General features: G+C 57.6%; 9 protein-coding genes. All 9 read left to right on the plus strand.

What is annotated here, in order from left to right:
- The first annotated feature begins 20 nt into the window (after positions 1-20).
- A complete protein-coding gene (locus RTU33_RS02355) occupies positions 21-4976 on the plus strand; it encodes an alpha-2-macroglobulin (protein ID WP_312625025.1) in 4956 nt (1651 codons plus the stop codon).
- Between the two features lies 1 nt (position 4977).
- Positions 4978-7302, plus strand: a complete 2325-nt coding sequence (gene pbpC, locus RTU33_RS02360; RefSeq protein ID WP_312625026.1) for a peptidoglycan glycosyltransferase PbpC — start codon at positions 4978-4980, stop codon at positions 7300-7302.
- A gap of 155 nt (positions 7303-7457) precedes the next feature.
- Positions 7458-7889 (plus strand): nucleoside-diphosphate kinase, encoded by a 432-nt coding sequence (gene ndk / locus RTU33_RS02365; protein WP_312625027.1) that lies wholly within the window; start codon positions 7458-7460, stop codon positions 7887-7889.
- Positions 7890-8053: 164 nt separating this feature from the next.
- Positions 8054-9220 (plus strand): bifunctional tRNA (adenosine(37)-C2)-methyltransferase TrmG/ribosomal RNA large subunit methyltransferase RlmN, encoded by a 1167-nt coding sequence (locus tag RTU33_RS02370; protein ID WP_312625028.1) that lies wholly within the window; start codon positions 8054-8056, stop codon positions 9218-9220.
- 268 nt (positions 9221-9488) lie between these two features.
- Positions 9489-10514, plus strand: coding sequence for a cytoskeleton protein RodZ (rodZ, locus tag RTU33_RS02375; RefSeq protein WP_312625029.1), 1026 nt, complete (start codon positions 9489-9491; stop codon positions 10512-10514).
- A 26-nt stretch (positions 10515-10540) separates the two neighbouring features.
- Positions 10541-11662, plus strand: a complete 1122-nt coding sequence (gene ispG, locus RTU33_RS02380) for a flavodoxin-dependent (E)-4-hydroxy-3-methylbut-2-enyl-diphosphate synthase (protein WP_312625030.1) — start codon at positions 10541-10543, stop codon at positions 11660-11662.
- Positions 11663-11756: 94 nt separating this feature from the next.
- Complete coding sequence (gene hisS, locus RTU33_RS02385; protein ID WP_312625032.1) at positions 11757-13031, plus strand: histidine--tRNA ligase; 1275 nt, start codon at positions 11757-11759, stop codon at positions 13029-13031.
- 33 nt (positions 13032-13064) lie between these two features.
- Entirely contained in the window at positions 13065-13685 is a 621-nt protein-coding gene (locus RTU33_RS02390; RefSeq protein ID WP_312625034.1) for a YfgM family protein, read from the plus strand.
- A gap of 10 nt (positions 13686-13695) precedes the next feature.
- The gene (gene bamB / locus RTU33_RS02395) at positions 13696-14874 is read left to right on the plus strand and encodes an outer membrane protein assembly factor BamB (protein WP_312625035.1); all 1179 of its coding nucleotides are present in this window, start codon (positions 13696-13698) and stop codon (positions 14872-14874) included.
- Positions 14875-14926: the final 52 nt, after the last annotated feature.

The raw sequence follows: 14926 nt of genomic DNA on the forward strand, positions 1-14926 counted from the left end.
TTTGGGCCAGGGGTTAATGGATGAAACCGTATCGAATTGCTGCGCTGACGCTGGCGCTGATGACCGCACTTTCGCTGGCGGGCTGCGATAATAATGATAAAGCGCAAACCGTAAAGCCCGCCGCTTCCGCTGACAGCACGCAGGCCAAACCCGCGCCTGTTGCCCCTGATGAGGCCACGCTTGATAAGCTGGCTGCGCAAAGCAAGGGCAAGCCTCTGACCCTGATTGACGCTTCGGAAGTGCAGCTCGACGGTGCCGCCACGCTGGTGTTGACTTTCTCCGTACCGCTAAACCCGGCCCAGGACTTCTCCAGCCACGTGCATCTTGTCGACAAGAAAAGCGGCAAAGTGGACGGGGCCTGGGAGCTGGCACCCAATCTGAAAGAGCTGCGGATGCGTCATCTGGAGCCGAAGCGCAATCTGATTCTGACCATCGATCCGGATTTGATGGCGGTCAACAAAGCCACCTTCGATAAAACCTACGAACAGAAAATAGATACCCGAGACATCGCGCCAAGCGTCGGCTTCGCCAGCCGCGGTTCTCTGCTGCCGGGGAAAGTGGTCGCCGGTCTGCCGGTGATGGCGCTGAACGTGAGCAACGTCGACGTGAACTTCTTCCGCATTAAGCCTGAGTCGTTGGCCTCGTTTGTCAGCCAGTGGGAGTACCGCAGTTCGCTGAGCAACTGGGAATCCGACGAGCTGCTGAAAATGGCGGATCTGGTCTACACCGGGCGCTTTGACCTCAATCCGGAGCGCAATACGCGTGAAAAACTGCTCCTGCCGTTAAGCGATATCAAACCGCTACAGCAGGCGGGCGTGTACGTGGCGGTGATGAATCAGGCCGGGCATTACACCTACAGCAACGCAGCCACCTTGTTCACCCTGAGCGACATCGGGGTGTCGGCACACCGCTACCACAATCGTCTCGATGTCTTTACCCAGAGCCTGGAAAATGGCGCTGCGCAAAGCGGCATTGATGTGCAGTTGCTGAATGATAAAGGCCAGACGCTCGCCCAGGCGAACAGCGATGCGCAGGGGCATGTCACATTGCAGACGGATAAAGAGGCCGCTCTGCTGCTGGCGCGTAAAGACGGGCAAACCACGCTGCTGGACCTTAAGCTTCCGGCGCTGGATTTAGCTGAATTCGACATCGCTGGCGCGCCGGGCTATAGCAAGCAGTTCTTTATGTTTGGCCCACGCGATCTCTATCGTCCGGGTGAAACGGTGATAGTGAACGGCCTGCTGCGCGACAGCGACGGCAAGCCGCTGCCGGATCAGCCCGTTAAGCTCGAAGTGGTTCAGCCGGATGGGCAGGTCGTTCGTACGGTGATGAGCAAAGCGGTGAATGGCCTGTATCAGTTCAGCTGGGCGCTGGATGCTGGCGCCGCCACCGGCATGTGGCATATCCGCGCCAGCGCAGGTGATAACCAGAAGCGCGAGTGGGATTTCCACGTTGAAGACTTTATGCCAGAGCGTATGGCGCTGAACCTGACGCCGCAAAAAGCGCCAATTGCCGCCGATGAAAACGTCAGCTTTGGCGTAACGGGATACTATCTGTACGGTGCACCGGCGAACGGCAATGTGCTACAGGGCAAGCTGTTCCTGCGCCCGCTCCGCGATGCGGTGGCTGCCCTGCCTGGCTTTGAGTTTGGTGATATCGCCGAAGATAATCTTTCCCGCACCCTGGATGAAGTGCAGATTAAACTCGATGCGCAGGGGCGTGGAGAGGTCTCCACGGACACCCAGTGGCAGGAAACGCATTCGCCGCTACAGGTGATTTTGCAGGCAAGCCTGCTGGAGTCGGGCGGTCGTCCGGTGACGCGTCGGGCTGAGCAGGCCATCTGGCCTGCCGATACGCTGCCGGGGATCCGCCCGGAATTTGCCAGCAAAGCCGTTTACGATTACCGGACGGACACCACTACCAATCAGCCGATGGTGGATGAAAACAGTAATGCCGGGTTTGATATCGTTTATGCCAATGCCCAGGGTGAGAAAAAAGCCGTGTCTGGTTTGCAGGTGCGCCTGATTCGCGAGCGCCGCGACTATTACTGGAACTGGTCAGACAGCGAAGGCTGGCAGTCGCAGTTCGATCAAAAAGATCTGGTAGAAGGCGAGCAATCGCTCGATCTGAAAGCGGATGAAACCGGCAAAGTGAGCTTCCCGGTGGACTGGGGCTCCTATCGTCTGGAAGTCAAAGCGCCGGATAACACCGTCAGCAGCGTGCGCTTCTGGGCGGGCTACAGCTGGCAGGACAATAGCGACGGCACGGGCGCAGCGCGTCCGGATCGTGTGACCATGAAGCTCGACAAACCGGCTTACAAACCCGGCGACACCATCAAACTGCACATCTCCGCACCAGCCGCAGGCAAAGGCTATGCGATGGTCGAATCCAGCGAAGGGCCGCTGTGGTGGCAGGAAATTGACGTTCCGGCCGACGGCATGGATCTTTCGATTCCAGTCGAACAGAAATGGAATCGTCACGATCTCTATCTCAGCACGCTGGTAGTTCGCCCCGGTGATAAATCCAAATCTGCCACGCCAAAACGTGCGGTGGGTCTGCTGCATTTACCGCTTGGTGATGAAAACCGTCGGCTGACGCTGGCGCTGGACACGCCGCAGAAAATGCGGCCGAATCAGCCTCTACAGGTGAAAATTAAAGCTACGGCGAAAGACGGTGTGGTACCAAAACAGGTAAACGTACTGGTGTCAGCCGTCGACAGCGGCGTGCTGAACATTACCGATTACGCCACGCCGGATCCGTGGAACGCCTTCTTCGGCCAGAAACGCTATGGTGCAGATATCTACGATATCTATGGTCAGGTGATCGAAGGGCAGGGGCGTCTGGCAAACCTTCGCTTCGGTGGCGACGGTGACGAGCTGAAGCGCGGCGGAAAACCGCCGGTTAATCACGTGACGATTGTGGCGCAGCAGGCCCAGCCGGTCACGCTTGACGATAACGGCGAAGGCACCGTCTCGCTACCGATCGGTGATTTCAATGGTGAACTGCGCGTTATGGCTCAGGCCTGGACCGCGGACGACTTCGGCAGCAGCGACAGCAAAGTGGTCGTTGCCGCGCCGGTAATTGCGGAACTCAACACCCCACGCTTCCTCGCGAGCGGTGACAGCAGTCGCCTGACGTTCGACGTGACGAACCTGACCGACAAACCACAGACTTTGAACGTGCAGTTTGCTGCCAGCGGCCTGCTGCAGCTCCAGGGCGCACAGCCGCAGCCGATCAATCTTGAACCCGGTGCGCGCATGACCTTATTTATTCCTGTCAGCGCGCAGGATGGCTTCGGCGAGGGGGCGGTTCAGGCGACCGTCAGCGGCCTGACGCTGCCGGGGGAAACCTTCGCCCCTCTGCAAAAAGCATGGAAGATTGGCGTGCGTCCGGCCTTCCCGGCGCAGACCGTTAACTCGGGCATTGCTCTGCAACCCGGCGAGAGCTGGAGTGCACCCGCTTCTCATCTTCAGGGCTTTATCCCGCAAACGCTGCAAAGCCAGCTGCTGTTCAGCGGCAAGCCGCCGCTAAACCTGGCGCGCTATATCCGCGAACTGAAGGCCTATCCGTACGGCTGCCTCGAGCAGACAACCAGCGGCCTGTTCCCGCAGCTCTACACAAATGCAGTGCAGCTGAAGACGCTGGGCATTGCGGGCGACAGCGATGATAAGCGCCGCGCAGCGGTCGATCTGGGTATTGCCCGCCTGCTGCAAATGCAGCGTGACGACGGCGGCTTTGCGCTTTGGGATAAAGAAGGCGCGGAAGAGTACTGGCTCACGGCCTACGTGATGGACTTCCTGACCCGCGCCAGCGAGCAGGGCTATAGCGTGCCTGCCGATGCGTTAACTCGGGGCAACAATCGCCTGCTGCGCTACCTGCAGGAGCCGGGCCTGATGACTATTCGCTACACGGATGACAGCCAGGCAAGTCGTTTCGCCGTGCAGTCCTATACCGCACTGGTGCTGGCTCGCCAGCAAAAAGCGCCTCTGGGGGCATTGCGCGAAATCTGGGAGCGTCACGCTCAGGCGAAAGCGGGTCTGCCGCTGATGCAGCTGGGCCTGGCGCTGAAAGCAATGGGCGATGCGGCACGCGGGGATGAAGCTATCGCGCTGGCGCAAAATACGCCACGTCAGGATAAAAACAGCTGGATGGCCGATTACGGCAGCGCGCTTCGCGATAACGCCCTGATGCTGAGCCTGCTCGAAGAAAACAAACTGCTGCCGGACGTGCAGAACACGCTGCTGAACGAACTTTCCCAACAGGCATTTGGCGAGCGCTGGCTCTCGACGCAGGAGATGAATGCGCTGTTCCTCGCGGCGAAAGGCTTGCAGGATCTGCCGGGCAGCTGGCAGGCGCAAACTTCGCTGCAGGCAGAACCGCTGAGTAGCGATAAAGCGCTGTCACGCAACCTGACGACTGACCAACTGAGCGCGTTAAGCGTGAAAAATACCGGCACCCAGCCGCTGTGGCTGCGTCTGGACAGCAGCGGATACCCGGAATATGCGCCGCAGCCTTCCAGCAACGTGTTGCAGATTGAGCGTCAGTTCCTGGGCACGGACGGGCAGCTGAAGTCGCTCTCTTCCCTGCGCAGCGGCGATCTGGTGCTTGTGCATCTGCAAATCAAGGCAACGCAAAACGTGCCGGATGCGCTGGTGGTCGATCTGTTGCCTGCGGGTCTGGAGCTGGAGAACCAGAATCTGGCTAACAGCAGCGCCAGCCTGCAGGACAACGGTGGCGAGGTGCAGAACCTGCTCAACCAGATGCAGCAGGCCGATATTCAGCACATCGAATTCCGCGACGATCGCTTTGTCGCGGCGGTGGCGGTGAATGAAGGACAGCCGGTCACGCTGGTGTATTTGGCGCGCGCGGTGACGCCGGGTACGTACGATGTACCGGTGTCGCAGGTGGAATCTATGTACGTTCCACAATGGCGCGCCACCGGCACAACCGACGGACCGCTGATTATCACGCCATAACATGACATTGACCCGTCTGAAAAAATCCCGCGGGCTTTGGCTTGCGGGATTTCTTGTTTTAGCCTGGCTGGCGCTACTTGCCGCCGATCGCCTCTGGCCTCTGCCGCTTAAGGAAGTCACGCCTGCCCGCGTCGTGGTTGCCGAAGACGGTACCCCGCTGTGGCGTTTTGCTGATGCCGAAGGGATCTGGCGCTATCCCGTCACCATTGAAGACGTTTCCCCTCGCTATTTACAGGCGCTGATTCAGTACGAAGATCGCTGGTTCTGGGATCATCCCGGCGTCAATCCGCTGTCGGTAATGCGTGCCGCCTTGCAGGATCTTCGCGCCGGGCGTGTGATCTCCGGCGGCAGCACGCTCACTATGCAGGTGGCACGTTTGCTGGATCCTCATCCCCGTACGTTTGGCGGTAAAATCCGCCAGCTCTGGCGGGCAATTCAGCTGGAATGGCACCTCGATAAGCGGCAGATACTGACGCTCTATCTCAACCGCGCGCCGTTTGGTGGCACGTTACAGGGCATTGGTGCAGCCAGCTGGGCCTATCTTGGCAAACCGCCGCAGCAGCTCAGTTATTCAGAAGCCGCTTTGTTAGCCGTTTTGCCTCAGGCTCCGAGCCGTTTGCGCCCGGATCGCTGGCCCGAACGAGCCCAGGCCGCGCGCGACAAAGTGCTTACGCGAATGCTGACGCAGAAGGTCTGGTCAGCAGAAGTGGTGAAGGAAGCCCGTCAGGAGCCGGTATGGCTTTTTCCACGGCAGATGCCGCAGCTGGCTCCGCTGTTCTCACGCCGCGTGCTGGCGAGCAGCCGCAGCGAAAAAGTCGTCACCACGCTTGATGCGTCGCTGCAGCGGCAGTTGGAAGAGCTGGCCCTGAACTGGAAATCTCGTCTTCCGCCACGAAGCTCTTTGGCGATGATCGTCGTCGATCACACCAATATGAAGGTACGCGGCTGGGTTGGTTCGGCCGATATCAGCGACGACAGCCGCTTTGGTCATGTCGATATGGTCAGCGCAGTGCGATCGCCTGGCTCGGTGCTGAAACCGTTTATCTATGGCCTGGCGATGGATGATGGTCTGATCCATCCTGCTTCGCTGTTACAGGATGTTCCACGTCGCTTCAGCGATTATCGGCCGGGAAACTTCGATAGCGGTTTCCACGGCCCGGTCAGCATGAGCGATGCGCTGGTGCGCTCCCTTAATTTACCCGCCGTACAGGTGCTGGAAGCCTACGGGCCGAAGCAGTTTGCCGCCCGCCTGCGCAACGCCGGGCTACCGCTTATTCTCCCGAGAGGTGCAGAGCCTAATTTATCGCTGATCCTCGGCGGGGCAGGCGCTCGCCTGGCGGATATTGCCGCCGCGTACAGCGCGTTTGCACGCCACGGGCAGGCCGGACGCCTGCGTTTGCTGGCGAGCGATCCGCTGATTGAGCGACCGCTACTTTCTCCGGGTTCGGCGTGGATTATTCGTCGGATTCTGGCCGGAGAAGATCAGCCGTTGCCAGATGGCTCACTGCCTGCGGTGGTGCCGCTGGCATGGAAAACGGGCACCAGCTACGGCTATCGTGATGCCTGGGCCGTGGGCATTAATGCACGTTACGTCATTGGCATCTGGACGGGACGACCGGACGGTACCCCGGTCGTCGGGCAGTTTGGTTTTATCAGCGCCGTTCCGCTGCTGAATCAGGTCAGCAATATGCTGCTTTCTCGCGTCAGCCAGGCTAAAAATGGATTGCCTGCCGATCCGCGCCCGGCTTCGGTCAGTGCTGGCTCGATTTGCTGGCCGGGCGGTCAGTCTCTGGCGGTGGGTGACAGCAACTGCCGTCGTCGCTTATCGACCTGGCTGCTCGACAACAGCCAGCCGCCGACGCTGCTGTTGCCCGATCAGGATGGTTTGCGGGGCATTCGCTTCCCTGTGTGGCTGGATGCGCAGGGGCAACGCGTGGCGGCAGATTGTCCGGGGGCGAGCCAGACAACGCTGGATGTCTGGCCGCTGCCGCTTGAACCCTGGCTGCCGCCGGGGGAACGCCGCGCAGCCCGCTTGCCGGTGGCATCAAAAACCTGTCCGCCAATGCATCAGCAGGATCTGATCCCGCTGACGTTAACCGGCGTGCGGGAAGGAACAATCATTAAGCGCTTACCGGGTGAAAAGCAAGCCTCACTGGCCCTGCAAACCCAGGGCGGAGAAGGGCGGCGCTGGTGGTTTGTGAACGGTGAGCCAACGGACAATAGTGGGCCGAATGTCACGCTTATGCTGGAGCAAGCAGGGGAATATCAGCTGGTGGTGATGGATGAGGCTGGACAGGCTGTGACGGCAAGCTTTACCCTACAATAATGCATTTTCAGTGGCTTAGCGATGCGTGTTGCTAAAAGTCGTCTTATTTTAACAAAATGTTACCTTCATCCATATGCAGGGGCATTATTGCTCATTATAATGCGCGCCAGGTCATACAGTCGTATGCACAACAACAGAACAAAACAGAGGTTATCATGGCTATTGAACGTACTTTTTCCATCATCAAGCCAAACGCGGTGGCAAAAAACGTTATTGGCAGCATCTTTGCGCGCTTTGAAGCAGCAGGGTTCAAAATTGTCGGTACCAAAATGCTGCACCTGACCGTTGAGCAGGCTCGCGGCTTCTATGCGGAACACGACGGCAAGCCTTTCTTCGACGGTCTGGTTGAGTTCATGACCTCCGGCCCAATCGTCGTTTCCGTGCTTGAAAGCGAAAATGCGGTACAGCGTCACCGCGATCTGCTGGGCGCAACTAACCCGGCGAACGCACTGGCTGGCACTCTGCGTGCTGACTACGCGGACAGCTTCACCGAAAACGGCACTCATGGCTCCGACTCCGTTGAGTCCGCTAAGCGTGAAATCGCTTACTTCTTCGCAGAAGGCGAAGTTTGCGCGCGTACCCGTTAATCGGGCATTACACTTTATTTCGCTGATGTCGCGTGCAAACGTGGCATCCGTGCGCCAGAATTTGTACAATGCAACGCCCCCGGAAGAGCAGACCGCTCGCCGGGGCGTTTCTTTTTTCAACCCTCCAGGGGCCACAACGTGTAATAACGAGGCCGGAAAATATTATGTCTGAATTAGTTAACACCACCGAAGTCATCACGCCTGTCGTTCCGAATAAAAATGGCAAAATTAACCTGCTGGATCTGAACCGTCAGCAAATGCGCGAATTCTTTAAAGACATGGGCGAAAAGCCGTTCCGCGCAGACCAGGTGATGAAATGGCTGTATCACTATTGCTGCGATGACTTTGATGAGATGACGGACATCAATAAAGTCCTGCGCACGAAGCTCAAAGAAGTGGCTGAAATCCGCGCACCGGAAGTGGTGGAAGAGCAGCGTTCTTCGGACGGCACCATCAAGTGGGCTATTGCCGTGGGCGATCAGCGCGTCGAAACCGTGTATATCCCGGAAGACGATCGCGCCACGCTGTGCGTATCTTCCCAGGTTGGTTGTGCGCTGGAGTGTAAATTCTGCTCTACGGCGCAGCAGGGCTTTAACCGTAACCTGCGCGTTTCAGAAATTATTGGCCAGGTCTGGCGTGCGGCGAAAATCATCGGCGCGCAGAAAAAGACCGGCGTACGCCCGATCACCAACGTGGTGATGATGGGTATGGGTGAGCCGCTGCTCAACCTGACCAACGTTGTTCCGGCGATGGAAATTATGCTCGACGATTTCGGTTTCGGCCTGTCCAAACGCCGCGTGACCCTTTCCACGTCTGGCGTTGTGCCTGCGCTGGACAAGCTTGGCGACGTGATTGACGTTGCGCTGGCCATCTCCCTGCATGCGCCAAACGATGAAATCCGTGACGAAATTGTGCCGATCAACAAAAAGTACAATATCGAAACGTTCCTCGCCGCCGTGCGTCGCTATCTGGAAAAATCTAACGCCAATCAGGGCCGTGTGACCATTGAGTATGTGATGCTCGACCACATTAACGACGGTACCGAGCATGCGCATCAGCTGGCTGAGCTGCTGAAAGACACGCCATGTAAGATAAACCTGATCCCGTGGAACCCGTTCCCTGGGGCACCGTATGGTCGCAGCTCCAATAGCCGTATTGACCGTTTCTCCAAAGTGCTGATGGGCTATGGTTTTACCACTATCGTGCGTAAAACCCGTGGTGACGACATCGATGCCGCCTGCGGCCAGCTTGCGGGCGACGTTATCGACCGTACAAAACGTACGATGCGTAAACGCATGCAGGGTGAACCGATCGCGGTGAAAGCTGTCTGACAGACCAGACGCCGCGCGCGTTTTTCGGCGTGGCGTCTAAAATGTACAGTGAATAACCGAAACGCACTGATCCAGTTAATAATTACGGTGCGTTTCCGCCCGGATTGAGGCAGTATGTAGCGGGGCAACAACGGGTTAGCCTTGGGGACTAAAAAGGTTAGCCGGGCGTGTTTACAGTGCTCGTCTGTTGATGGGCAATCGGATGTTTCGCGGTGCGGTATCTACCGCCACCAGAACCTTAAATTTACGTACCAGCAAGCTGTAGCGAATGAATACTGAAGCCACCCAAGATCCACAAACAGCACAAAGCACGGGAGCGCGTCTGCGTTATGCCCGTGAACAACTCGGACTCAGCCAGCAAGCCGTCGCTGAACGCTTATGCCTGAAGGTTTCCACGGTTCGTGATATTGAAGACGATAAGGCGCCTGCCGATCTTGCTTCAACGTTCCTGCGTGGCTATATCCGTTCCTACGCCCGCCTTGTTCATATTCCTGAAGAAGAGCTTTTACCTATTCTTGCCAAAGAAGTGCCGGTTCGCGCCGCGAAGGTGACAATGGGCCAGAACATGTCTTTGGGCAAACGTCGTAAGAAGCGTGACGGCTGGCTGATGAGTTTTACCTGGTTGGTTCTGTTTGTGGTGATTGGCCTGACGGGCGCATGGTGGTGGCAGAACCACAAAGCGCAGCAGGAAGAGATCACGACGATGGCGGATCAGTCCAGCGCCGAGCTGAATGCCAACGACAGCAGCAACAGTCAGTCTGTTCCGCTGGATACAAGCAGCTCACAGAGCCAGTCTCCGGATGCAACGGCGGATAATTCATCATCTGCTCCGGCGGCAGATGCGAACGCGCCAGCCGCACCGGCCCAGACAGCCCCGGCGCAAACGGCTCCGGCTACCGCACCAGACGCACAAAACAATGCCGTTGTTTCGCCTTCTCAGGCAAACGTCGACAATAACGCCACTGCAGCAGCAACGCCTGCGGCCCCGCTGCCAACCGATCAGGCAGGCGTCACCCCTTCGGCCAATCCGAACGCGCTGGTGATGAACTTCAACGCAGATTGCTGGCTGGAAGTCACTGATTCAACCGGCAAAAAGCTGTTCAGCGGACTGCAGCGTAAAGATGGCTCCCTCAATTTAGAAGGCCAGGCGCCGTACAAGCTGAAAATTGGTGCTCCGTCTGCTGTCCAGATTCAGTTCCAGGGTAAACCTGTCGACCTCAGCCGTTTTATCAGAACAAACCAGGTTGCGCGTCTGACCCTGAATGCCGAACAATCACCGGCCCAGGCTCAGTAACAGACGCGTAACGCGGGAGATTTTTCATGCATAACCAGGCTCCGATTCAACGTAGAAAATCCACGCGTATTTACGTTGGGAACGTGCCAATCGGCGATGGGGCTCCTATCGCCGTTCAGTCGATGACCAATACGCGCACCACCGATGTGGAAGCCACGGTCAATCAGATCAAAGCTCTTGAGCGCGTCGGCGCGGATATCGTCCGCGTATCGGTACCCACCATGGACGCTGCCGAAGCCTTTAAGCTCATCAAGCAGCAGGTCAGCGTGCCGCTGGTGGCTGACATCCACTTCGATTACCGCATCGCGCTGAAAGTCGCCGAGTATGGCGTAGACTGTCTGCGCATCAATCCGGGCAACATCGGTAACGAAGAGCGTATTCGCATGGTTGTCGACTGCGCCCGCGACAAAAACATCCCTATCCGCATCGGCGTGAACGCCGGCTCGCTGGAAAAAGATCTGCAGGAAAAGTACGGTGAGCCAACGCCACAGGCGCTGCTCGAATCCGCTATGCGTCATGTCGATCATCTCGATCGTCTGAACTTCGATCAGTTTAAGGTCAGCGTGAAAGCGTCTGACGTGTTCCTTGCCGTTGAATCCTATCGCCTGCTGGCGAAGCAGATCGATCAACCCCTGCATCTGGGGATCACCGAAGCGGGCGGCGCTCGTGCGGGATCGGTTAAATCGGCGATCGGCCTCGGCCTGCTGCTTTCCGAAGGGATCGGCGACACGCTGCGTATTTCGCTGGCGGCAGATCCTGTGGAAGAGATCAAAGTGGGCTTCGATATTCTCAAGTCGCTGCGTATTCGTTCCCGCGGGATCAACTTCATTGCCTGCCCGACCTGCTCGCGTCAGGAGTTTGACGTGATCGGTACGGTGAATGCGCTGGAGCAGCGCCTGGAAGATATCATCACTCCAATGGATGTTTCTATCATCGGCTGCGTGGTGAACGGTCCGGGCGAAGCGCTGGTCTCCACGCTCGGCGTCACCGGTGGCAACAAGAAAAGCGGCCTGTACGAAGACGGCGTGCGTAAAGACCGCCTCGACAACGACGACATGATTAGCCAGCTCGAAGCGCGCATTCGCGCCAAGGCCAGCATTCTGGATGAAGCGCGTCGGATTGACGTTCAGGAAGTGGACGCAAAATAACGACTTGGGAAGCAGCCCGCTTCCCGTGTATGATTGAACCCGCGGCGCTACCTAAGCGTCTGGGTTCATTTTTGTATCTATAAAGAGAAAAAACGTGGCAAAAAACATTCAAGCCATCCGCGGCATGAACGATTACCTGCCGGGCGAAACCGCTCTGTGGCAGCGCATTGAAGGCACGCTGAAGCAGGTGCTCGGCAGCTACGGTTACAGCGAAATCCGTTTGCCGATTGTAGAGCAGACCCCGTTATTTAAACGCGCGATCGGCGAAGTGACCGACGTCGTTGAAAAAGAGATGTATACCTTTGAGGACCGTAACGGCGACAGCCTGACGCTGCGTCCTGAAGGCACTGCGGGCTGCGTACGCGCCGGCATTGAGCATGGTCTGCTGTACAATCAGGAACAGCGTTTGTGGTACATCGGCCCGATGTTCCGTCACGAGCGTCCGCAGAAAGGGCGCTATCGCCAGTTCCATCAGTTGGGTTGTGAAGTCTTTGGCCTGCAGGGGCCGGACATCGACGCCGAGCTCATTCTGCTGACCGCGCGCTGGTGGCGTGCGCTGGGCATTTCCGAACACGTTCGCCTTGAGCTGAACTCCATCGGCTCGCTGGAAGCCCGCGCTAACTATCGTGAAGCGCTGGTGGCATATCTTGAGCAGTTCAAAGATAAGCTCGACGAAGACTGTAAGCGCCGCATGTACACCAACCCGCTGCGCGTGCTGGATTCTAAAAATCCGGACGTGCAGGCGCTGCTCGATAACGCACCCGCCCTCGGTGACTATCTTGACGAGGAATCTCGCGAGCATTTCTCTGGTCTGTGCGCCCTGCTGGACGACGCCGGAATTGCCTACACGGTCAACCAGCGCCTGGTGCGCGGCCTTGACTACTATAATCGTACCGTTTTCGAATGGGTGACCAGCAGCCTCGGCTCTCAGGGCACCGTTTGTGCGGGCGGCCGTTACGATGGCTTAGTCGAACAGCTTGGTGGGCGTCCAACGCCTTCCGTCGGCTTCGCGATGGGGCTTGAGCGTTTAGTTTTACTGGTTCAGGCCGTTAATCCGGAATTTAAAGCCGATCCTGTTGTCGATATATACCTGGTCGCTTCAGGCACCGGTACTCAGTCCGCCGCGCTGCGTCTGGCTGAAGCACTGCGTGACCAGCTGCCGGCCATCAAACTGATGACCAACCACGGCGGCGGAAACTTTAAGAAACAGTTTGCCCGTGCCGATAAGTGGGGCGCTCGCGTCGCGCTGGTGCTGGGGGAGTCTGAAGTGACTGACCGCAATGTGGTGGTGAAAGATTTGCGCTCTGGTGAGCAGACGACTGTAACGCAGGACAGCGTTGCCGCGCATTTGCGCACACTGCTGGGCTAATCGCCCAGGATTATTATTCAGGAGAAGAACTGCGTGGAAGTCTACAGTAACGAAAACGATCAGGTCGACGCACTCAAAAGTTTCTTTGCTGAAAACGGCAAAGCGCTGGCGGTCGGCGTCATCCTTGGGATTGGTGCGCTGGTAGGCTGGCGCTACTGGACGTCCCATCAGGAAGACACCTCGCGTGAAAGCTCACAGGCTTATCAAAATGCGGTGACCAGCCTGAAAGCAGGCAAGCCTGAAACCTATGCTGCGGCAGAAAAAATCGCGGCCAATGAAAAGAACGCCTACGGCGCTTTTGCGGCACTTGAGCTGGCTCAGCAGTTTGTTGATGCCAACGAACTCGACAAAGCCGAAAAACAGCTGCAGCTGGGCCTGGCGGCAGCCTCTGATGACAACCTGAAATCGGTTATCAACATGCGTCTGGCCCGCGTTCAGCTGCAAATGAAACAGCCTGATGCCGCACTGAAAACCCTCGAAGGTATCAAAGGGGAAGGCTGGACAGCGATCGTCGCCGACTTGCGCGGTGAGATCCTGTTGAGCAAAGGCGATAAGCAAGGGGCTCGCGCCGCCTGGGAAGCAGGCGTAAAAAGTGATGCTTCACCAGCGCTCAGCGAAATGATGCGCATGAAAATGAATAATTTGTCCATCTGAGAGGGACCCGATGCAATTGCGTAAATTACTTTTGCCAGGACTGCTGTCTGTTACGTTATTGAGCGGTTGTTCACTGTTTAACAGCGAAGAAGACGTTGTCAAAATGTCCCCGCTGCCAACGGTTGAAAATCAGTTTACCCCGTCTACCTCCTGGAGCACTTCCGTAGGTGACGGTATTGGTGATTTCTATTCCAACCTGCACCCGGCGATGGCCGATAGCGTGGTGTACGCAGCGGACCGTAAAGGCACCGTGAAGGCGCTGCACGCGGAAAGCGGGAAAGAAGTCTGGTCTGTCAATCTGGCAGAGAAAGATGGCTGGTTCTCCCGTGCTCCGGCGCTGCTGTCCGGCGGTCTGACGGTGAGCGGCGGCCACGTTTATGTTGGCTCTGAAAAAGCGCAGGTTTATGCCCTGAATACCAGCGATGGTACCGTGGCATGGCAGACCCGCGTTGCCGGTGAAGCATTGTCTCGCCCGGTTGTTAGCGACGGCATGGTATTGATTCACACCAGCAACGGTCAGCTGCAGGCGCTGAACGAAAGCGACGGTGCCATCAAATGGACCGTTAACCTCGATATGCCAGCGCTTTCTCTGCGCGGTGAATCTGCACCCGCAACCGCGTTTGGCGCAGCCATCGTTGGCGGCGACAACGGTCGCGTGAACGCCGTGCTGATGCAGCAGGGTCAGCTCATCTGGCAGCAGCGTATTTCTCAGGCCACCGGGCCGACGGAAATCGATCGCCTGAGCGACGTTGACACCACTCCGGTGATTGTTAACGGCGTCGTGTATGCCCTGGCGTACAACGGCAACCTGACCGCGCTGGATCTGCGCAGCGGCCAGATCATGTGGAAGCGTGAACTTGGCTCGGTGAACGATTTTGTGGTCGACGGCAACCGTATCTATCTGGTTGATCAGAACGATCGCGTGCTGGCGTTAAGCACCGATGGCGGCGTGACGCTGTGGACGCAGAGCGATCTGCTGCACCGTCTGCTGACTTCGCCCGTGCTGTACAATGGTAGCCTGGTCGTTGGCGATAGCGAAGGGTATATGCACTGGATGAATCCGCAGGATGGCCGCTTCGTTGCTCAGCAAAAAGTGGACAGTTCCGGATTCCTGACCGATCCTGTGGTGGCCGAAGGCCAACTGCTGATTCAGGCGAAAGACGGTACGCTGTACTCCATTACGCGTTAAGTCTGTTCGCAGTCTGCATTGCAAACGGCTCCTGTCTAAGCAGGGGCCGTTT

Source organism: Scandinavium sp., assembly GCF_032012665.1.
Classification (GTDB): Bacteria; Pseudomonadota; Gammaproteobacteria; order Enterobacterales; family Enterobacteriaceae; genus Scandinavium.